The organism is Granulicella aggregans, from assembly GCF_025685565.1.
In the GTDB taxonomy this organism is placed as follows: Bacteria; Acidobacteriota; Terriglobia; order Terriglobales; family Acidobacteriaceae; genus Edaphobacter; species Edaphobacter aggregans_B.
The window spans coordinates 93712-115498 of the sequence record NZ_JAGSYE010000003.1; the positions used below are offsets into that span (position 1 = coordinate 93712).

General features: G+C 60.6%; 17 protein-coding genes. 7 read left to right on the plus strand and 10 right to left on the minus strand.

The window, feature by feature from the left end; translation table 11 throughout:
* Window positions 1–49: 49 nt before the first annotated feature.
* The 5 genes from OHL18_RS15790 to OHL18_RS15810 form a co-directional block, all read right to left on the minus strand.
* Entirely contained in the window at window positions 50–1243 is a 1194-nt protein-coding gene (locus tag OHL18_RS15790) for a substrate-binding domain-containing protein (protein ID WP_263375842.1), read from the minus strand.
* A gap of 25 nt (window positions 1244–1268) precedes the next feature.
* On the minus strand, window positions 1269–2948 hold the full coding sequence (locus OHL18_RS15795) for a vWA domain-containing protein (protein WP_263375843.1): 1680 nt from the start codon (window positions 2946–2948) through the stop codon (window positions 1269–1271).
* 96 nt (window positions 2949–3044) lie between these two features.
* Window positions 3045–3932, minus strand: a complete 888-nt coding sequence (locus OHL18_RS15800) for an MBL fold metallo-hydrolase (RefSeq protein ID WP_263375844.1) — start codon at window positions 3930–3932, stop codon at window positions 3045–3047.
* A 27-nt stretch (window positions 3933–3959) separates the two neighbouring features.
* A complete protein-coding gene (locus OHL18_RS15805; RefSeq protein WP_263375845.1) occupies window positions 3960–4712 on the minus strand; it encodes a DUF928 domain-containing protein in 753 nt (250 codons plus the stop codon).
* Between the two features lie 47 nt (window positions 4713–4759).
* On the minus strand, window positions 4760–6706 hold the full coding sequence (locus OHL18_RS15810) for a CHASE2 domain-containing protein (protein WP_263375846.1): 1947 nt from the start codon (window positions 6704–6706) through the stop codon (window positions 4760–4762).
* 213 nt (window positions 6707–6919) lie between these two features.
* On the opposite strand from OHL18_RS15810, the gene OHL18_RS15815 reads away from it, so the two are divergent.
* A complete protein-coding gene (locus OHL18_RS15815) occupies window positions 6920–8488 on the plus strand; it encodes a GlcG/HbpS family heme-binding protein (protein WP_263375847.1) in 1569 nt (522 codons plus the stop codon).
* A gap of 176 nt (window positions 8489–8664) precedes the next feature.
* Here the strand turns inward: OHL18_RS15815 and OHL18_RS15820 are convergent, their stop codons facing one another.
* Window positions 8665–10029: a cytochrome c family protein gene (locus OHL18_RS15820; protein ID WP_263375848.1), complete on the minus strand. Its 1365-nt coding sequence runs from the start codon at window positions 10027–10029 to the stop codon at window positions 8665–8667.
* A gap of 209 nt (window positions 10030–10238) precedes the next feature.
* Here OHL18_RS15820 and OHL18_RS15825 point away from each other — a divergent pair, with 209 nt between their 5' ends.
* The 4 genes from OHL18_RS15825 to OHL18_RS15840 all read left to right on the plus strand — a co-directional run bounded on the left by OHL18_RS15825 (window position 10239) and on the right by OHL18_RS15840 (window position 16617).
* On the plus strand, window positions 10239–12002 hold the full coding sequence (locus tag OHL18_RS15825) for an NADH-ubiquinone oxidoreductase-F iron-sulfur binding region domain-containing protein (protein WP_263375849.1): 1764 nt from the start codon (window positions 10239–10241) through the stop codon (window positions 12000–12002).
* Window positions 11999–14296 carry a cyclic nucleotide-binding domain-containing protein gene (locus tag OHL18_RS15830; protein WP_263375850.1) on the plus strand — a complete coding sequence of 766 codons (2298 nt, stop codon included), beginning with the start codon at window positions 11999–12001 and terminating at the stop codon, window positions 14294–14296. The genes OHL18_RS15825 and OHL18_RS15830 overlap by 4 nt, the downstream gene beginning before the upstream one ends.
* Entirely contained in the window at window positions 14297–15178 is an 882-nt protein-coding gene (locus OHL18_RS15835; protein WP_263375851.1) for a hypothetical protein, read from the plus strand.
* Window positions 15179–15249: 71 nt separating this feature from the next.
* Window positions 15250–16617: a cytochrome c3 family protein gene (locus tag OHL18_RS15840; protein ID WP_263375852.1), complete on the plus strand. Its 1368-nt coding sequence runs from the start codon at window positions 15250–15252 to the stop codon at window positions 16615–16617.
* Between the two features lie 249 nt (window positions 16618–16866).
* Here OHL18_RS15840 and OHL18_RS15845 read toward each other — a convergent pair whose 3' ends face one another.
* Window positions 16867–17472, minus strand: a complete 606-nt coding sequence (locus OHL18_RS15845; protein ID WP_263375853.1) for a DUF4126 domain-containing protein — start codon at window positions 17470–17472, stop codon at window positions 16867–16869.
* Between the two features lie 259 nt (window positions 17473–17731).
* Window positions 17732–18235: an NADH-quinone oxidoreductase subunit NuoI gene (gene nuoI / locus OHL18_RS15850; protein WP_263375854.1), complete on the minus strand. Its 504-nt coding sequence runs from the start codon at window positions 18233–18235 to the stop codon at window positions 17732–17734.
* A gap of 60 nt (window positions 18236–18295) precedes the next feature.
* Between nuoI and OHL18_RS15855 the strand changes: the two genes are divergently transcribed.
* Together OHL18_RS15855 and OHL18_RS15860 are read left to right on the plus strand one after the other, a co-directional pair.
* A complete protein-coding gene (locus tag OHL18_RS15855) occupies window positions 18296–18883 on the plus strand; it encodes a molybdopterin-binding protein (protein WP_263375855.1) in 588 nt (195 codons plus the stop codon).
* A gap of 68 nt (window positions 18884–18951) precedes the next feature.
* Entirely contained in the window at window positions 18952–19341 is a 390-nt protein-coding gene (locus OHL18_RS15860) for a hypothetical protein (protein ID WP_263375856.1), read from the plus strand.
* A 22-nt stretch (window positions 19342–19363) separates the two neighbouring features.
* On the opposite strand, the gene OHL18_RS15865 is transcribed toward OHL18_RS15860, so the two are convergent.
* A complete protein-coding gene (locus OHL18_RS15865) occupies window positions 19364–20137 on the minus strand; it encodes an acyloxyacyl hydrolase (protein ID WP_263375857.1) in 774 nt (257 codons plus the stop codon).
* Window positions 20134–21732: a UbiD family decarboxylase gene (locus OHL18_RS15870; protein WP_263375858.1), complete on the minus strand. Its 1599-nt coding sequence runs from the start codon at window positions 21730–21732 to the stop codon at window positions 20134–20136. The genes OHL18_RS15865 and OHL18_RS15870 overlap by 4 nt, the downstream gene beginning before the upstream one ends.
* Window positions 21733–21787: the final 55 nt, after the last annotated feature.

Below are 21787 nucleotides of genomic sequence, written 5' to 3' on the forward strand. Positions count from 1 at the left end.
CCCATTCATCGCAGCCTTATCGCGATGAGTGGGACTGACACAGATCTACCTACCGCTGATCTCTCCTCTGCCAGCTAGCCAGCAGATTGGTCACCACTTCGGCCTTCGGAGGCGGGCATATCTTTCCCAAATCGATCTTAACCCCATTGTCCGCAAATCGAGTCCACGGACTATCCGGCGTCCGCGTCGGAACATTGGTATTTACCGGGCGGAAACCATGCACGATCGACTCCTTCTGCACCGGCTCACTCAACAGAAAATCGAGAAATTTACCGGCAGCACGCTGCTGGTCTTCGCTGCTCCACGACGCGTTCAGCACATAGTACGGGCTATCGTTCCAGGTGTTGTACTCGGGATAGATCACGTGGATCGCTCCCCATCGCCCCTCCGCATTCTTCAGGTAATCGATGGCCACGCTCTCATACACCAGCAGCGCGTCGTAGGAGGACGGCCCCTTCAGCACCATCTCCTTCATCAGGTTGCCGGTGCTGTTCGAGTCGCTGTTCGTCGCCGCCTCGAGCCTTCCCAGCCACGTCTGGAAGCCAGCGTCCGTTACATCGCTCACCGTCAATTCGGTCGACTTCTTGAAGTAGCTATTGCCGGCCAGCACCAGAGTCTGTATGCCGGAGTTCGACTCCCCCGGATTCGTGTGCCCGAACTTGAACAGCCCCCAGTCTGCATGACTGCCAATCGTCTGCCATCCGCCCGTCTCGTGAAGAGCCTTGTTCACGGTGTCGAAGTCGACGCTTCCATAGTGCTTCTGAAAGGCCTGGTAACGCTCTTCCCACATCACAAAGACCATCGGCGTCAGCGCGAGCGGCTCCTCGCGAACGATGGGGTTGCTGCCGTACTTCGCCTGCCAGTCTTCAACGAAGGTGTCCTTGTAGACGGAACTGGCGGGCGACCAGACCTGGATGCGTTTGTCGCCCGCGACCGCCGCGTGAGCGCCTTCCATCGATCCCATGGGAATCAGATGGATCGTGACGTTCTTGCCCTCCGGGGTCGCCTTGTACTGCTCGACCGCCCACTCCAGCCAGCGTTGCTTCTCCGTGCCATAGGCGATGCCGAACTCGACTGCCTTGCCGCCACCAACCGAGGCTAGGCCGCTGCTCGATACCGCATCCGGCAGCACATGCCGCTTGTTCGCTAGCAGATATGCGCCCGCGACACAGCCCACCACGAAGATCGCAATGACCAACTTACCCAGCCACGTCAATGAAGGTGTTCCAGAACTTCCAGCCATAACTCCCTCAAACCCTCAAGAACACTTAGAAGAACGTCGAAATATCCCGAAACACCTCAACGATATTTCCGGGAGTTCCCTCATACGCTTTGCCCTGCGTCGCAGTCGCAATCTGCTCTAGCACCGTCTTCTGCGCATCACTCCCGTAAGCAATCGTGAATATGCGAATCGTATGCGTCTCGCCGTCTGCGTGAATCTTCTTGATCAGATCGCTCAGCGCCTCTTTGCTCGTGTTGTCATCGCCATCGGTCAGCACGATCAGCGCACGGATGTGGTCCGCAGGCCGTTCCTGCAAGTGAGTGTAGGCCTGATCCACTGCGTCGTAGAGTGCCGTCTGGCCTCCCGGAAACAGCGAGTCCACCGCGCGGTTCGATTCCTTGCGCGACTCGCCCAGCGACTGGTCCTTCGTCGCCCAGCCCGAGGTGTCGCTGAACTGAAGCAGTGAAAACTCGTCTTTATCACCCAGCAGCGAGACCAACTGCTTCGCTCCCGCCTTCGCGTTGGTCAGCTTGTTATCGTCCTGCATGCTGCCCGAGGTATCCATTACCAGCGCTATGTCTGCAGGCTTCTTCTCGCTGTCATCCCACTGCGACTGGATCGCCGCAATCACATCCGGCGGCGGAACCTCGAGCGTCGTCGTCGGCTGCTTCGGATCGACACCATGCGCCTCATCAATCGGATTGCCGACGGCGACATCGGTCGATCCAGGGCGGAAGCCGTACTCGAGCGCCTTCTCCTGCTGTGGCTTGGCGAGCAGGTAGTCGATGTAGATTTGCGCGGCAGCTTTACGCTCCGGCGTCACCCACTCGCGATTCACGATGCCCACAGGATGATCGCTCCAGAACGTGCCTTCCTTCGGATAGATCGCCACCACTGGGAACGGCATCGAGTTCGGCTGCTTGTAGCTCTCGACGACCATGCTCTCGTAGAGCACCGCCGCCGAAAGGTACTCCGGCCCGCTGTCGAAGAGCTTCCGCCCGAAGAACCCGGTCGAGCTGCCGTAGTGCACCACGGAGTTCTCAATCCCCTGCACAAACGTCTTGGTCTTCGGGTTGTTGACGTCGGCCAGCGTCAGACCATGTACCTTGCCCGTTGCCGCGTAGTTCTCCGCAATCAGCGAGATGATGCCGCTATTACTGTATGCAGGATGCGTGTGGCCAAACTTGAAGGCTCCCCACTGCGGGTAGCCGTAGCTGGACCACCCTTTCTTGTCCCGCGCCAGCGTCAGGATGTCGTTCCAGCCAATCGGCTTCTTGCCCCAGCCGATCGCCTCCGCCATTGGCTTCCACATCGCGATGACTACCGGCGACAGCAGAAGATTTTGCGTGCTGCCGATCAGGTCCTGCCCCGTCGCCGCCTTCGACTTCGCATTGCCCAGCTTCACGAAGACGCCCGAAGCCGGACTGGTCACATCGGCGTGGTCGCGCCCGCTGAGCAGGTCCTCGACTACCTCGCCGGACCCCTTCGGAATCCCCTGCACGGTAATGTGTTTGCCGGTAGCCGACTTCACCCCGCTCTGATTGAACGCAGCGGTGACGTCCTCGACCCACTTCTGCTTCTCGGATCCATAGGTGAAGATCAGCCGGATCTCATCGGCTCCTGCTGGCTTCAGCGCATCTCCATCCCCACTCGACGGAGCCTTTGCCTTCTTGCATCCCACCGCAAGCAGCAGCGCACAGACCACAACAAACTTCGATACCCGCATCGGAGACCTCGGCCTTCGCAGCTTCAGCATACAGCCAGTTGCTTCAGCCGCGATCCTGCCGTTCTCTTCTACGCAACCCAGAGATAAAAGTTCCAGCTATCGCACGATCAGCGTCTCACCCTCGCGCGCAGCGATCGTGCAGGCGAACTTCGACCGCGCATCGGCGAGGATCGCCTCCATCTTCACGTCGTCGTGGCTCGGGTCATGATGAAACAGCACAAGCTGCTTCACCTCCGCCGCCGTCGCCACCCGCGTCGCCTGCAGCCATGTCCCGTGCCCCCAACCCATCCGGTTTGGATACTCCTCGGGCGTGTACTGCGCGTCGTAGAAGAGCAGATCCGCTCCTCTCGCCGCATTCAGCAGCCGCAGATCGGCGTCTTCCTGGCCGTGTTCATGGTCGGTCGCATACACGATCTTCTTGCCCCGATAGGTAACGCGGAATCCGCTCGATCCCTGCGGATGGGTCAGGCAGAAGGAGTTAACCTTGACTTCGCCCAGCACCAGAGGAGCTTCCAGAATCTGAACGAAGTGAACCGTCGCCGCGATGTCGCTGAAGCGCACTGGAAAGTAAGGCGTTACCATCTGCCCCCAGAGAATCTCCTTGAGTTCCTCGGGCGTCCGGTTGGAATAGAAAGTGATCGTCGTTTCCTTCCTATAGAGCGCCTGAAAGAAAGGTAGACCCTGCACATGGTCCCAGTGGAAGTGCGTCAGGAAGACATGGAAGCTGGTGTCCGTGCATTGCGACTTAAGCAAATGCATGCCAAGGTTCCGAATGCCGGTACCGGCGTCGAAGATGAGCCGCTGACGGCATCCAGCCTCATTACCGAACTTCAGTTCGACGCATGGAGTGTTGCCGCCAAAACCTAACACTTCAATGGCCGGTGTAGGCAGAGAGCCACGAACACCCCAGGCTCGAACTTCGATCCTGGGGTCTTCCATCGACTCGGAATGCTGCGACGACTCAGGCGTGACTGGCTCGCTCAAAGGGCACAACTCCCGTGGAGTTCCTGGCTACTTCTGTCCTTTGGCTGCAGCCGCCGCATCCGCATCCGCTAACGGGCGCGTCTCCGGAAGCTGGTCGTACAACTGGGCACGGGCCTCTCGATACTGCGACATCTCGGGGTGCTTCTCGATCAGAGCAGTGTACTCGGCGATGGCATCGAACCAAAGCCGGTTATCGACATAAATCTTTGCCGCTTCAGGTGAAGGCTGATCGGAAATCACCTTGGCGCTGGATAGAGCACTCGCCACGGAGTTCCGGGTGCTGCCACCTACCACCAGCAGGCTCGCCGACGCCATGCCGCCCATCAGGTCATTCTCCGGCTGCACCGACCAGATATACGTCTCGGATGGCTTCAATGCGGGAGCATCGGGTGGATAGGTGAACTTTCCGCCCGTCACTTTCTTCACATAGATCGGGCTCTCCTGCGAGGAGAGCGCCGCCAGTTTGAACGTGAACTCCGCCTTGTCGTCCTCCGCGCTCCAGAAGAACGTGGGGGTAAGCGTGTAGGCCTTCGCCAGCTTCGGCGCATACAGGGTCAGCGCTCCGAGATCGCGAGACGCTCCACCAATCTGGTTCGGAGCTTTGCCCGAGGTGGGCGCGATATCGAAGCCATCCAGCTTGGCGCGCACTCTCGTACTCTTCGCCGGGGGCGGAGCGCTCTGTGATTGGCCCGCAACTCCGAACAGCAAAACGGAGCACATCGCGGCCGCAGTGATCGATCGCACAAAAGAAACTCTTCCGCTCTTGATGAGGTAACGCATGGCAGCAAGCTCTCCAGAACTATTTCCAAATCTCTTCCCAAACCTGTTCATTGATGTACCCTCTCGTTCCTGTCGATCAGGGCCCGGTACTTCGGTTCTGGCTTCGGCTGCGGATCGACTGTGAACACCTCGATCTGCTCCTCAAGTCCTGCGACACTTGTCATGCCCAGCGACCGCACACCTACAAAGTCACGGGCAATCATATCGCGCGTCGCCTGGCTCATCAGTATCTCCGTCTTGAAGGGCTTGTTCAAGCTTTCAAGACGCGAGGCCAGGTTAACGGTAGACCCAATTACGGAATACTCCTGGCGGCTGGCCGAACCGATACTACCAGCCATCAGGCTTCCTGTATGCATCCCGATTCCTATACGCAACTGTGGTATCTCCGGATTTCCGGCGTTCAGCTCGTTGAGCTTCGTCACCGCCTCCAGCATGGCCAGCGACGCCTCTACGGCGAGCCTCGCGTCCTCCGATGGCCCGTGGCTCAACGGCAGACCGAAGATGATCATCAGACCGTCGCCAATGAACTTGTTCAGGAAGCCATCGTACCTGCGGATCACCTGGTCCATCGCCGTCAGGTATTGGTTGAGCCAACGCAGGACTTCGGCCGGTGGTCGTCCCGCGCTCATCTTGGTGAAGTTACGGATGTCCGTGAACACGACCGTTGCAATCCGCTCCTCGCCGCTTAGCGAGACCTCGGACCGGCGGTCCCAGATGGTGTTCGCCACCGCGGGATCGACGTAGCTGGAGAACAGCTTCATCAACTGCTTCCTCTGCTCGCGCGCCTCGTGGGAGACAAGTTGCTCCAGCACATACTGCAACCCCAGGGACATTGGAAGTGCAATCCCTACGCCCGCCTGCACGGGAAGGAAGGGCAGCCAGTAGCGATACTTCGCATAGAGCCACACCGCCAGTACGCTTGGGAGTGCAGCAAGCACTAAAGCAAAGCCCACCCCCACCGATGTCCGCAACGCAAGAATTAGAAAAGCCGACAGCCAGCATACGAGCAGCACCGTCGTCCACCTCACCAGCGGGTTCGCTGGCCGGACTACCTTACCTTCGAGCAGGCTCCGGATCGCGGCCGCCAGCACCTCCGTACCTCCCAGACGCAACCGTCGCCCGTCTGGCTCGGCGTGGCGGAATACCGGTGTCAGCAGTCGATCGTGGGCGGCGTCGTTTGTCTGCCCGATCAAGACCAGCTTGCCCGTCAGCGCATCGGGCGGCACCGCTCCCGCTAACAGCTTCCACGCCGGGATCGTCGTTACGGGCTGGTGCGACCACGACCCGATCAGGACCGAGCCCGTAACCGAATCGGCAAAGTAAAGCGTATGACCCAGGAAGCTGCCGCGGTTGCGGTCGATCGGGGTATAAGAGGAACCTGAATACTGTTCTGCCAGAAAGAGTGGAAACGATTCAGATGGAGGGGGACCTCCATAGATAAGGAACATCTGCCGGATATAGCCGTCTTGGTCAAACGGCAGGTTGATGAAGGCATACCCTTCAGCGCCCGGTGCACCCTCCGGGCAGAATCCCGATGCCGCTTTCGCATTCTCCGGCTGACAAAACATGAGGAGCGGCAACTCCGGCGGCAGACCGCCTTCTGAGGTCTGGCTTGCCACAATCACCACCCCCGCAGAGGTCAATGCCGCCTGCATCGCCTGATTATCCTCTGGCGTCCGCGCCTCAGAAAGAAGCATATCCATCCCGACGATCTTGGGGTGCTGCGCCCCGATCTTCGTCACCAAGTCCGCAACCGTCGTCCAGGGGATCGGATACTTCCCGATACGGGCAAAGCTCTCCTCGTCAATGTCCACCAGCACGATATCCTTCGACACCGAGTTGTCGCCGCCCGTAGTCGAAGTGAAGTCAAACGTCCACGCATCCAAGTCCATAAACGCGGTATAGCGGGACGCAAAGAGCACGACTATGCAGGCGACCACAGCGATCGCCGCGGACTGCCATACAAACTTGAAATACTTCCTGCGCCAGCTCATCTCATGCTTCATTCGATTGCGCCCATCATACTAGGCAGCAATTCTCGGCACGAGTTACGAATGAGCCAACGCCAATCGCTCCCGCCCCGCCCAGACTTGCAAAAACACTGTGCAACCCGGCTGGGATCGGTTAAGCTGTGTGCGACCCAACGGAGCCAAGTTTTGCCTATCCGTCACGCACTCACTCGCGCCGTTCCATGGCGCGCTCGTACGTTGCCTTTCAGTCGCCGCACCGGTACGCGCGCTGCGTACGCTCTATGCCTCGCCCTTAGTCTTGCGATCATCTCCTGCGGCAGCGGGACGAACTCCAAGGCTGTCCCGCCGCCGGTCTCCGCGCCGCTCTCGAACCTCCTCACCCAGCTCGATGTCGAGAACATCGTCCAGGCCGCCGCCGGGTCCATCAACGTCCCGCTCACGATCGCCGTCAGCGACCGCCGGGGCCAGATCATCGCCGTTTACTCCAGCACCTTCGCTGATCCTCACGCGCTCGTCCCCGGAAACTTCGGCATCCTCCGCCCCGCCGATGAAGTCGCCGCCGCGCTCGCCCGCACCGCCGCCTTCTTCTCCAACGATCAGGCCCCCATCGGCAGCCGCACTGTCCGTTATCTCAGCGGCATCCACTTTCCGCCGGGCATCATGAACACCGAGTCCGCGCCGCTCTACGGTATCGAGAACACGAACCGAGGATGCGGCTTCAACACCACCTATCTCCCCGGCCAGAGCCTGCCTGTTCCGAAGCTGCTGAACCAACCCACGCAGCCCGGTCTGGGCATCCTTACCGGCAAGGCTGATCTGCTTGACTCCGATCCCACTGCGGTAAACCCCGGCGGAGTTCCGATCTTCAAGAACAACCGCGTCGCCGGTGGCATTGGTGTGGTCACCGCGTATCCGACGGCGAACTACAACGCTGTCGTCGAATACGCCGCAGTTGTCGGCACGATCGGCATTGGATTCACGCCGATCGTTCCTTATCCCGGCGCGGTCGTCCTTGGCGGCATCACGCTTCCGTTCGTCAACCAGACGACCATGCCCGACGGATACTTCCCCGGCAACTCACAAGGCACCTTCAGCATTGGCCCTGTCGATGCCTCCGGCGCGGCACCTGAGGGCGACCTCATCGCGGAGCGCGGGAGCACCCTTGGCGGTCTAACCCAGGCGCAGGTCGAGCAGATCGTCGCCAACACCGTCGCCACCGGCAACCTGACGCGCGCCGCGATTCGCCTTCCCGTCGGCGTCCGTGCGCGCTTCGTCATCGCTGTCGCAGATCTCGACGGCTCGCTCCTGGCGCTCTACCGCATGCCCGACGCCACCATGTTCAGCGTCGATGTCGCCGTCGCTAAGTCCCGAAACGTCGTCTACTTCAGCGGCACACCGAACCCGGCCGACCTCCCCGGAGGCCCACCTGCGGGCACGGCCATCACCAACCGCACCCTCGACTTCGCAGCGCAGCCACTCTACCCGGAAGGAATCGATGGCACCCAACCTGGCCCGTTCTACCCACTCTTCGTAAATGACGTGAACAATCCCTGCACCAACGGATCGCAGCCGACGAACCCGAACCAGAACGGCATCGTCTTCTTCCCTGGCAGCACTCCGCTTTATATCAATGGAAAACTCGTCGGCGGCCTCGGCGTCTCAGGTGACGGCGTCGACCAGGACGACTACGCTGCCGCTGGGGGAGCCATAGGCTTCGCAGCTCCTACCGCCATCCGCGCCGACAACTACTTCGACCGCAGCGTCCGCCTCACCTATCAGAAATTTCCGCCCAACCCCACCGACTAATCCCCAACACGACCCTCGTCATCCTTCGCCGCAGGCGGAGGATCTGCTGTTGCACTTGTCCTTGTTGTTGTCTGTTCTTGCCGTCATCCTTAGCGAAGCGAAGGACCCCGAGGCCGCTTACGTCACCACAACCGCTCGAACCTTTCATCCACCGAAGACCAATATCGCAGAAATAGCTACCGCACCGAGTTCCCCACCCGTTTCATCGACTCCGCAAACATCGGCCCATTGAACGCCGAAGGATTCTTCACCTGCACAAACAGCGCATCGATCGCCGACCGCGTCTCCGCATTCACCGCCCCGGCCTTCGCCGTAGCGATATACAGCGAGTCCACCGTCATAGTCGCCTGCTCCGCCGCGCGCTCTCCCTGCTTGGAGATCGCATCTGCTTCGCTGGCAATGCTCTTAATCAGCCGCTGCGTTCGCGCTCGATCGTACTGCGCCGACTGCACCTCGCCCAGCAGCTTGTTCGAAAGCTCCGCCGCTCGATTCGCCGCCGTCTGAACGGCCTCGCGATCAGGACTCATCGTCGTGATCAGCATCGCGACCTTCGCCGTTGCATCGGCCAACTCGCTGTTCGTCGAAGGATCGATCTCTTCCGCAAACTTCCTAAACACGATGTACCGCGAGACGTTATAGGGAGCATCTCCCGGCCTGTGTCCGGCGTAGCCTTCCTTCTGCCGCCAGCTCTCCGGCCCGGTCAGCGAGTGGTGGCAGGTAATGCAATCCATCTCGCTGAACTCCGGCCACGGTCCGCTCTTGGCCGCGCGCGAGACCCGCAGCATGCTCTCCCGCAGTTGCACCGCCTGCCCAATTCCCCACGCCCGCATGCCGAAGAGAGGATCGGTGTTCTTCTCCACCCAGTGCGGCGGCTCAATCGCCGTAAACGAATCCAGCTCGAACCGCAGGTCCGGATGCCCTGCCGCGATCAACTCGTGATCGACCTTCAGCCCCGGCGCTCCCAGGTGGCAGGTCAAACACTTCTCGCTGCGAATCGTAAGGTTTTTGCTGTCCACCAGCCCAAGCCTCACCATGTCGGCGTGTTTCGCTGTCGGTTGAATGTGCGGCCCCAGCCACTCCGACGCCGGCCCATGGCAGCTCTCGCAGCTCACCCCCTCGGACATGTCGAACTCTCGCGCCTTGTGCGCCGCCGGCTCGCTGATCGCGTGACACACCAGGCACCGTTGCGACTTCTCCGCCGGGCCGATCTTCAAAATCGCGGACATCTGCCGTCCAAGGCTTCCCGTCAGCGATGCGTAAGCCCGCGCATGGCTGTCTTCCGTCACCCAGGTGCTGTACTCGTTCTGCAAAACCTTGGTCGTGTTCCTCGGGGCGATCGATCCGTGGCAAGCGCTCGCCGAGCACGATCCCGGACCGACATACTTACCTACCGCGACCGGATCGGTCGCCGACTCCTTCAACATCGCATGAAGACGCTCCGGAGCAACACCCTGCGCCCTTGCCTGTGTGCCCGTCGCCACAAACATCCAGCCCCACACGAACACCGTACTTAGGAAGCCGATCTCTTTCAGCGAACGCACAAGCGCCGTCCTCACAGGTTGATTTAGTTGCAGCCGTTATATCCTGAGCCCCGCCCTATTGCAACCAACTTATTTTTCAATTCCCGCGTAACGAATGATGCGAAACGATCACGAAAGTTAGTAGACTCGCACCGGTCTCTCTGCTAAATTGACCCGCAAGCCCAGAAGAGAATTTCCCCCTCGCCGAAACCTGTTGGAGCGTAAGTACGATGAGCGCCATGCCTGAAGTCCTGACGAGCATCGAACCAGGACGGAACAAACTCGGTGTCTTCGAAGACCTGCGCCATGTGCAGGAACAGATCGGCTTCGTTCCCATCCGCGAGATCGAGCGCATCGCTACGCGCCGAAACGTCGGCGTCAAGGATGTTCACACCGTCGCCAGCTTCTATCCGCACTTCCGTTTGAAGCCGCCCATCCGCGTCGATGTCCGCGTGTGCGACGACATGAGCTGCCATCTCAACGGCTCGCGCCAGCTCAAAAAGTCACTCGAACTGCAGTACGCGAATGCAACTGACCTCGTGCAAGTCCGCGACATCTCCTGCGTCGGCCGCTGCGATCATGCCCCCGTCGTCAGCATCAACGAGCACTATAAAGAACACTGCAACTTCCGCGACGTCGTCGCGATGGTCGACAAAGAGATCCTTGCCCCGCGCGAGTACGGCCACAGCCCCGCACCGCGCAGCCCCGAAGAGCGCGGTCTCGCCATCCAGTGCGATCCCTACGCCACCGAGGAGGAGCACTACGGCATCTTCCGCAAGCTTCTCGCCGAGAAGAACTTCGACGAGACCCTCGGCAAGCTCAAGACCGGCGAACTCCGCGGAATGGGCGGTGCAGGCTTCCCGGCCCACATCAAGTGGGAAGGAGCGCGCAAATCACCAGGCAAAGAGAAGTTTGTCGTCTGCAACGCCGACGAGAGCGAGCCCGGAACCATCAAGGACCGCTTCATCCTGCAATACCTTCCCCATATGGTCTTCGAGGGAATGATGGTCTGCGGTGCTATCGTCGGCGCGCAGCGCGGCTATCTCTACATCCGCCACGAGTACGAGCTTCAGACCGAAGTCCTCGAAGAAGAACTCAAGCACATCTACTCCCTCGGGCTTCTGGGCAAGAACATCCTTGGCACCGGCTTCGACTTCGATCTCGAAGTCTTCGTATCGCCTGGCGGCTACATCTGCGGCGAAGAGACCGCGCTGATGGAAGCGATTCAGGGCAATCGCTCCGAGCCGCGCAATAAGCCGCCGCGCACGGTCAACTCCGGCGTCTGGGGCAAGCCCACCGCGCTCAACAACGTGGAGACCTTCTGCCATGCCATTACCATCCTCGGCAAAGGCGGCGACTGGTATCACAACGCCGGTCTTCCTGGTTCCCCGGGCATCAAGTTCGTCGGGGTCACCGGCCACGTGAAACATCCCGGCGTCTTCGAGGTTCCCATGGGCACCAGCTACCGCGACCTCGTTTATAAATACGCTGGCGGCCCGCCCGACGGCCATGAGGTGATCGGCTTCGCCCCGTCCGGTCCATCCTCCGGCTATCTTCCCGCATCGATGCTCGACATCGAGATGAACTGGGACAAGCTGAAGGCGCTCAACTCCATGGTGGGTTCGGGTGCCGTAGTCGTCGTGGCCGATCACGGCTGCATGCTCGACATGGCACTGAACTCGACGGCCTTCTATCGCAACGAGAGCTGCGGCAAATGCTCGCCCTGCCGCATCGGCACGCAAAAGCTCGTCGATCTGCTTGAGGGCTGGACGAACGGTCACGTCGGCGCGGGCGATAAAGACATGCTTCGCGATCTCTCGAACGTCCTCCGCACGGCCTCGCTCTGCGGCCTCGGCCAGATCTCACCCGCGCCCATACAGTCCGTCATCAAACACTTTCCGGAGATCGTCCGGCAGCATCTTGAAGACGGCTACTGCAGCGCGAACATCTGCTTCCCGAACGGCTCTCCGCAAAGACAACGGAGCGCCCAATGAGCGCCCAGACAAACGAGCACGCATCTGGCACTTCGCACGAGATGATGACCCTCACGATCGACGATCGCGAGGTCACCGTTCCTCACGGCACCTCCGTCTTTGACGCCGCGCGCATCCTCGGCATCACCATCCCCGTTCTATGCCATCAGCAGAACCAGACCCCCGTCGGCGCGTGCCGTATCTGTCTCTGCGACGTCGGCGAGCGCGCCTTGCAGGCGGCCTGTGTCTTCAAGGCTGAGCCCGGCATGGTGGTTCACACCAACACCGAGCCCATCAAGGCAGTCCGCAAGACGCTCTATGAGTTGATGCTCACCGACCACCCATCGCCCTGCCTGCGCCAGCAGCAGAGCGGAGATTGCGAACTCGAAACCCAGGCCGCGGCGGCAGGCATGTTGCCTCCCGATGTGCGCTTCAAGAAGCGCGCCGTCCCTGTGATGAGCGAGGACGACACCTCACCAGCCATCCACGTCGACTACTCCGCCTGCATCCTCTGCGACCGATGCATCCGCGGCTGTTCGGAGATCCGTCACAACAACGTCATCGCGAGACAGGGCAAGGGCTACTTCACCACCATCGCCTTCGACGCCAACGAGCCGATGGGCAACTCCTCCTGCGTGACCTGCGGAGAGTGCATGGTCAGTTGCCCCACCGGCGCGCTGACCAACAAGAAAGTCCTCGGCCAGAACCTCCTTCAACAGCTCATCCAAGAGAACGGCCCGAAGGTCGAAGCCTTCTCCGTCGAGACCGAAGAACTGCTCGCTCTTCCCATCTTCAAAGGCGTCTCTGGAACCTTCCTGGAGCTGAACGCGGGAGCCGTCGTCCGCCGCAACTACTCGGCCGGCGAGATAATAGTCCGCGAAGGCGACAACGGTTCCACCGCCTTCTACATCCTCGAAGGCACGGTCGATGTCTTCCTCGGCAGCCCTCGCGCCCACGTCACAACATCGAGCGAGCCAGAAGGCTTCTTCAGCAAGATGCGCAGCGCGCTCATGCCCATCAAGACGAACAAGCGCGACGAGGAACGCCCCGAAAATCCCACACACATCCGCATCGATGCTCCCGTCGACCTGCCTTATGACAACCCCATCGCGCAGCTCGGCCAGGGCGATCTCTTCGGCGAGATGACCTGCATGAGCTTCTATCCGCGCTCGGCCACGGTTCGCGCCAAGACCGATTGCGTCATGCTCGAGATGCTGCGCAACGTCCTCGACGTGATGCAGAAGAACAAGACCTTCCGCAGCCAGCTCGAAGCCAACTATCGCGGCCGCGCCCTCGGCACGCATCTCCGCAGCGTGCCTATCTTCTCGACCATCAGCGAAGACTTCATCGACGTACTTCGCGACCGTGTCGAACTGGTCCGCTACGCTCCGGGCCAGGTGATCTGCACCGAAGGCGACGTCGCCGACTCCTTCTATCTTGTCCGCATCGGCTTCGTCCGCGTCAGCCAGATGCGCAACGACGAAGAGATGGTGCTCGCCTACCTGCCACGCGGTGGCTACTTCGGTGAGATGGGCCTTCTGCGCGAAGTGCCACGCACCGCGACCTGCACCGCGCTCGACCACGTCGAGGTCGTGAAGATCTACGCCCCTGACTTCGCGGCCATGCTTGAGCGCTTCCCCGAAGTCCGCATGCAGATCGAGAACGTTGCTCGGCAGCGCGACCGTGAGAACCTCTTCCATCTCAAGCGCTCCAACGAGCGCATCGCCAACGAGCCGCTGCACAGCTTCCTGGCCCAGGGGCTGATGGACGCACAGAGCCTGCTGATACTGGATCTCGAAAAATGTACGAGATGTGATCAGTGCGTCAAAGCCTGCGCCGAAGCGCACGACGGCGTCACTCGCCTCCTTCGCGACGGCGTTCGCTTCGACAAATATCTCGTCGCCACATCCTGCCGCCAGTGCCGCGATCCGCTCTGCATGGTCGGCTGCCCGGTCGGCTCCATCCGCCGCCGCAACTCGCTCGAAGTCATCATTGAAGACTGGTGTGTCGGCTGCGGCCTCTGCGCCAAGAACTGCCCCTACGGCAACATCACGGTGCATGAGTTCGACCGCGAAGACGCCGGCGGCAAATATAAAGACATGGCTCTCCAGGGCAAGGTTCGCAAGGCCACATCCTGCGATCTCTGCCACGACCTCGAAGAGCCAAGCTGCGTCTACGCCTGCCCCCACGACGCCGCCCACCGCGTCAACCCGACCGAGTTCTTCTCGAACCTCCTCGGCCAGGACATCAACACCGGCGTCCCCCTCGGAATCAACTCGGCCCTTAGCAGCTCAACCGCAGAGGTCAAGAGATAGATGCGCATCGACGAGACGCACCGTCCGTGGCTCTGGTTCTCCATCGCGCTCCTCGCGGTGTCAACGGCAATCTATGTTCCCTACGCGAACATGACCACGCCTGCGGGCAGCACTGCTATCGGGCTAACCTTCGGCGTCATCGCTCTCGGCTTCATGGTCTTCGCCGCGCTGCTCGCCGTGCGCAAGCGTTATCGCATTATCCGCATCGGCTCCGCCCGCGTCTGGATGAAGGCCCACCTCTGGCTCGGCACGCTCGCCCTGCCCATGGTGCTCTTCCACGCCGCCTTCCACGCCCGCGGCCTGCTTGCCTTTATCTTGATGACGCTCACCTTCATCGTCGTCTTCAGCGGCATCTACGGAGCGTATCTCCAGCACACGCTGCCCACGCGCATGTTTCGCGAAGTCCCCTACGAGACCATCTACGACCAGATCGGCGTCATCCGTGAGCAACTCATCGCCGAAGCCCGCCAGCACGCAACGAATGTGACGCAGATGCTGGCGCCTGCGCGCGGCCCAGGCGCTACGGTCACCATGACCCTCGTCGAGATTCCTGAGTACAGCGCTGAAGTCGCCTCCTTCGACCGCTTTTTTGAGTCCCGCGTCGAACCTTACCTCCGCGCTGACGGCAAAGATTCAAGGTCCATGGATCTACGCCATCGCGCCAACGCGGAGCGCGAGTTCGAAGACTATCGCAAGCTCTTCCCTTCGACCGCCTGGCAACCAATCTCCGCGCTCGAAGAGATCTGCAACGAGAAACGCCAACTCGACCACCAAGTACGCCTCCACCACTGGCTGCACGGATGGCTGCTGATTCATCTACCCATCTCCGCCGCGCTCTTATTGCTTGCGTTCATCCACGCCGTAGTAGCGCTGCATTACTAGCCTCTTTGTTTGTCATTCCCGAAGGGAATCCGCTCTTAGTAGCTGCACTGAACTTGAAAGGAGGTCACCGCATGGCAATCCGCAAACGCACCACAAAACTGCTCGCCAAGCGGCACGACCTCAACTACTTCAAGAAGGGCTCGCCCATCCGCATGTGGCAGTGGCGGCTGGCCGCCGTCGCGCTGGTCGCCGCCGTCGTTTGGATCATCGCCTCCTCGGTCCACAGCGCACAGGCGTTCTCTTCCGGCCCCATCTCTTCGTCCCACGCCGTCTTCGGCCAGAGGTGCGAGACCTGCCACAAACCCGTCATCGAAGGCGCGGGCTTCCTTCCCGTCGGCTTCGGCTCGGCGCGCAAGGTGCCGGACTCCGCCTGTGAGAGCTGCCACACCGTCGGCCTCCATCACGCGAACCAGACCATCGCGACGAAGCAATGCAGCACCTGCCACGTCGAGCACGTAGGAGCGATGCACCTCGCCGCCGCTCCCGTCACCGGCTGCACCCAGTGCCACGCGAATCTTGAAGTCAAGAATGTTCCCGCCAATATCGCGACGAACATTCAAGGCTTCACCAAGGGCCATCCCGACTTCCGCATCCTCCGCACAGCTAGCCCCGAGATTCGCGAGGCCGCATACGGCCTGAAGTACAACCACGCCGTCCATATGAAGAAGGACCTCACCGGCCCGAACAACAGTAAGATCACGCTCCAGTGCTCCTACTGTCACCAGGTCGAAGACCCCGCCGGTAAAGACACGGCTCATTCGGGCCGCATGGCCAACGTGAGCTTCGAGCGCTCTTGCCAGTCCTGCCACTCGCTCGACTTCAGCACCAAAGTGAAAGAGCAGGCGCCCCACGCCGAAGCCGCCAAGGCGCTTGCGTTTGTCCAGATGAAGATGGCCGAAGCCGCGCCCGGAGACAAAGCGGCGCTCCTGAAAGCGGAGACGATCCTTTTTCGCGGAAAGTGCGCTCTCTGCCACACCGTCTCGAACATCGACGACCTGCCCGGAATGGCTCTGCCCGCTCCAAACGGCGGCGCGCCCACCTTTGTAAGCTCGACCCAGGCTCGCTTCGTGAACGCCAGCTTCGATAGTTCGGGATCGATCTCCACCCCGATGATCGCCCCATCCCACGCGCCGCAGCGCTTCTTCTCGGCCGCTCTCTTCAGCCACACCGCGCACGATACAGTGCAATGCGAAGAGTGCCACACCCAGGCGCTCACCAGCATCTCCGGCAAAGACAATCTGATGCCTAACATCGCTGTCTGCCAGAAATGCCACGACGGCCAGAGCCGCCCGCAAGGCCCCGCGCTTTCATCAGGCCACGCCGAGAGCGGCTGCAGCCTCTGCCACGAGTACCACGAGACCCTCAAGGCCGAGCTCCGCACCGGCACCAACGAAGGCCATCAGCCAGCCTTCCGAATCGACCAGCTCAGCAGCAAATAATGGTCACCTGCAATGAAAATGGCCTCTCCGTAGAGAGGCCATTTCTGTTATGGCCGTTCAATTCTAAATCGCGCTGATGACTACCAGGTCACTGGGTGAAAGGACACCAGCAGCGTAAGGAAGATCAATCCAAACGCGATCACGAATGCCTGCCAGTAGTTTTCCCACCACGGCGTTGACTTGTGTTCCTCTGACATCTCGAAGTTCTCCCTTCCAACAATCAGATGCTACCGTACATCGCGCCTTTGCTCAATGCGATGTCGGCCTTCGAACCAGCCTGCGTACGCCGCTTCGGGCCAGCCGGTATCCCCACCACATCAGCCCGATTCCACCCACGGCCAGCGCAGCCACAACCGCCGCGCCGGTCAAGGGATGATGTACCGCGACCCAGCTCAGGCCAACCGCTCCCGCATCCTCCGCCGTACTCAGCGCAATGTTTGAGACCGGCTCCGGGCTCGGCGTCACCGCCACCCGCGCTGCGGACTTCGATCCATGGGCGATCGCTGCGAATCCCGCACCCAGGCACGTAGCCAGTACATGCGCGGCTGGTGGCAACTGCGATCCCGCCGCATACGCCATCAGTGCCGCCACCGGAATCCGTACGAATGTATGGAGAGCGTTCCAGATCAAATCGAAGCCCGGAATCTTGTCCGCGACACCCTCAATCGCGAACAGCACCCCGCTCGCTGAAAGTATCCATGTATTCGCCAGCAATTCCAGGCCGACCGGAAGCTCGATCCAATGCAGCCGGGCCATCGCTCCCAGCGCCAGAGCTGTCGCATACACGTTCAGGCCCGCGGCAAACCCCGTCGCCACCACGAACGAGAGGATGTCGCCCTGTGAAAACTCAGGCATCTGCATATCGAGACCCTAGCACGGCGCTCACTACCTCGGTACCGGAGCGCCAGGCGCTACTTCCAAAGTGCCATTGTTGGCCGCCATCGCGGTGGCCTATAACCGCCGCATGACCTTGACGATCCTCAAATGCGTCGCTTGCGGAAAAACGATCCTGGTTCGCGATGAACCCAACGAGAAACGCCAGAAGACCTGCACCTGCAGCGCCTCGATGGTCGAACGAGACCGCCTTCGCCCTGCCTGCTAAGTAACTCGTACTCTAAGCGAGCGACTCCGCTACGTCCTTCTGCGAGCCAATCGCGCCCGGTGCCACCTGCACCTGGACTAGAAGATCTTCCTTCCGCATCACAAGGTTCGTCGCGTTCAGCGAAGCCAGTTCAAATCCATGTCCGTGCGTGATCGCGTCCGTCGGGCAGGCCTCTACGCAATAGCCGCAGAAGATGCACCGGTTGTAGTCGATGTTGTAGACCTTCGCGTACCGCTCCGCACTCGAGATCCGCACCGTCTCCGTGTTCTCTGCCGCCTCAATGTAGATGCAGTTCGAAGGACAGGCAGCCGCGCACAGAAAGCACGCCACGCACTTCTCCAGGCCGTTCTCATCGCGCTGCAACTGATGCTTGCCGCGGAAACGCTCCTGGAACTTCGCGCCGCGCATCGGCCCCTTGCCGTCCGGATAGTTCTCGACCTCGGTGGGCTGGAACATCTGGCCGAAGGTGATACCCATTCCTTTGGCGATAGCGGCGGCGTTCTTCACGATAGACATAGCCAAAGTATAAACCGCGCACGATCAAGCCAGTAGCCCGGCTCCGTCTAAAATAGCCGCATGAAGATCTCTGGCCTGTTCCGCTCCCGGAATGCAGTTCTCACTTTGGCGTTGTTTTGCTCCGCCTTATCCGTCGCTCCGGCCCAGGCACAGGACGCCACCGGCAACAAGCCCGAGATGATGGCCCCTGCGGACTCGCAGATGCACTCCGCCAAGCCAAAGGCTCCCTCGACGGCCCTAACCCTCACGCTCGGCGATAAGACTCTGACCCTCTCGCCCGCCGACGTGGCTGCGATGCCCCATGAGACCGTCACCGTCGTCAACGGCCACACCAAAGCATCCGAGACCTACTCGGGCGTCCCCATCGCCGCCATCCTTACCAAACTCGGCCTCCCCTTCGAGAAGGCGAATGAGCACACTCTGCTCAAAACCTACGTCGTCGCCGAAGGCACAGATGGCTACCGAAGCCTGGTCTCCACCTACGAAACCCTCTCGACTATCCGCGGGACCAGCGTCATTGTCGCCGACACGCTTGCCGGAAAGCCCCTCGACAAGGACGGCATCTTCAAGCTCGTCATCCCCGGCGACACCCGCCCGCAACGCTGGGTCCAGAACCTTAAGTCCCTCACGTTCAAGACCATCGATTAGGGCAAGAGCCGCCTTTTCCAGGCTAAACCGAAGACATCCTCCCAGACACGAACTCCGAAAGCTCTCTCATGAAGAGGTCCTCCGCCCGCATTCTCCTGCTCTCCAGCGCCCTCCTGATGGCCGCTCTCGGCTTCGTCGCAACCTTTGCACCGGAGAAAGTCCTCGGCCCGGGCACGATCGGTTCTATGCCAACCCTGGTCGCACAGATTGCCGGGGCCCTCTATCTTGGCTTTGCAATGCTCAACTGGATGGCGAAGGACAATGCCATCGGAGGCATCTACAGTCGCCCCGTGGCCCTGGGAAACCTGCTGCACTTCTTCGCCGTGGCGATGGCTCTGCTACACCTTGTTAGCGCTGGAAACAACCAGGGCATCCTGCTGACGGTCACTTTGATCTACGTAATCTTTGCAGGCGGGTTCGGCCTTCTCGTCTTCGGAAAGAGCCCCGGCTCAGCTTAGACGACATCCGCACGTTAGAGGTTCACCGCCCGAAGCTGTAGCTCAGCTTGAAGAGACCGCTGTCCACTCCGGGGTTTGTCTCGGCGGTATAGCCATTCGAGTAGTGCTGCAACTGGTACTCCAGCCGGACCGAGCGCTTTGGCGCAAGGTAATACTCCAGCCCCGCGCCAAGCTCAAAGGCAAAGTTGAACGATCCCGCGGTTGCTATCGGCAGCGGCTTCGTCGAGAAGATATATCCCTCCAGCGTGCTGAAGGTTGGCTGTAGCCGGTGCCGGGGACGAAAGTTCACCCGGAAGCCCGCTGGCGAAAGCCCTTGTGCATAATTCGTCTGCCTGCCGCAAGTGGTAGCAATCTGAGAGGTATAGATGGACGGAACCTCAGGAGGGGGAGCAAACTCAACAACTCCCGCTACGCATCTGGCGGTCAGTGCCGGCGGCGCGGTGTATGTCTCCGGCGGGAATGTCGGAGGATTAAAGGTCTGAGTGAATGTCTGTGTTGCCGTGGGAATGCTCTCCAGTATCACCGGGCGAAACTCCGCTGCGTACGAGAAGACAAAGTAGCGCGTAGCAAAGAGTCGCCTTTGATACTGCACGCCCACCGATCCCAGCTTGATGTTCTCCGACTGCCCCAGAATGATGTGGCTCGAATCGTTCGAATACTCCACCATCGCGCCGAACTTGTTCTTCGCTCCGTAGAGGTCCGGCCCATCCGGCTTCACCTGCGCTTCAACTCCCTGTAAAGAAACTCCAAAGCATAAAACCAAGACAAGGCGCTTCAACAACTCAGCTAGCGTCATTCAATCCCCAGTTTTTTCCATATAGCGTCCACCTTAGACTTTACCTCCTTGTCCATGGTGAGCATCGGTGGCCACTCTCTCGTAAACCCTTCGGCGGCCCACTTCCGTGTTGCATCGATTCCCATCTTGCTCCCGTAGTTCGGCAGCCGCGAAGCATGGTCCAGAGAGTCGACGGGCCCTAGAGTGAACTGGATGTCGCGCTCGGGGTCGATATTGTTGGCAACACGTAAAGTCACCTCGGCCACGTCCTGCACGTCGCAGTCTTCATCGACTACGATGACGCACTTGGTGAACATCGCCTGCCCCATGGCCCACACGCCGCTCATCACTTTTCTTGCCTGACCTGCATAAGATTTTCTTATCGCCACAACCATCAGGTTGTGGAAGACGCCTTCCGCGGGAAGGTTTACGTCCACGATCTCCGGCATGGTGAGCTGCATCAGTGGCAGGAAGATCCTCTCCACCGCCTTGCCCATCCACGCGTCCTCCATCGGAGGCTTGCCCACCAGCGTCGCCGCCCACACAGGGTCCTTGCGATGCGTGATGCAGGTGATGTGGAAGACCGGGTACTCGTCCTGCATGGTGTAGAAGCCCGTATGGTCGCCGAATGGCCCTTCGGTGCGAAGTTCTCCAAGCTCCACGTAGCCTTCGAGAATGATCTCCGCATGGGCCGGAACTTCGAGGTCAACCGTCTCGCACTTCACCAACTCCACGGGTTTCTGCCGCAGGAAGCCCGCGATCAGGTATTCCTCGACATCGGGCGGCGCGGGCACGATCGCCGAAAACGTGGTCGCGGGATCGGTACCGATCGCCACGGCGACCTCCATCCGCTCACCACGAATCTTCGTCTGCGTCACCGAAGGGATGCTGCCGGTGGAACTCGCCGCAGCCGTTCCTCCTGCCGTCAACGCCATCAGGTCCACGCCTGCTGCCGCATCACCCGCGGCCTCGCGAAGCCGCTCGCGCATGTGCTCCGCAGCGACCTTTTGCCGCTGCCAGTGCATGCCCGTGGTCTGCCCGTCGTAGACCTGCATCCGGTACATGCCGACGTTGCGCTTGCCGGACTTCGGATCGCGCGTGATCACGCACGGCAGCGTGATAAACCGGCCACCATCCTGCGGCCACGTTTGTAGTACCGGGAAGCTCAGCAGGTCGATCACATCGCCACGATCCGCCCGCTTGATCACCTGCTTGCACGCAGCGTCTCTGCTGCTGATGACCTTGGGAAAGAAGCTGCCTATCTCAGCCAGCATCGGCAGCATCTTCAGCTTGTCCATCAACCCGGTTGGCATCACCGGCTTGATGAGCACTCGAATCCGCTCGGCGATCGCATCCAGCGAATCGGTCTCTAAGGCCAACTTCATCCGGTCGAGGCTGCCGAACTGGTTCATCAGCACACGAGCGCCGGGATACCCCTTCACGTTCTCGAACAGCAGTGCCGGCCCACCAGCCTTTGCCGTTCCCTTGCCCAGCTTCGCGGCCCGGTCGGCGATCTCCGCCATCTCCAGGATCGGGTCCACCTCTACCTTGATCCGCTTCAGTTCTCCCGCCTTGTCGAGCCTCTTTATCCAGTCGCGTAGATCGTCGTAAGCCAATGCCATCTCCCGGCCGCGTACACTCAGCGGCACAGTTCAATGTTACCCGCTGCGA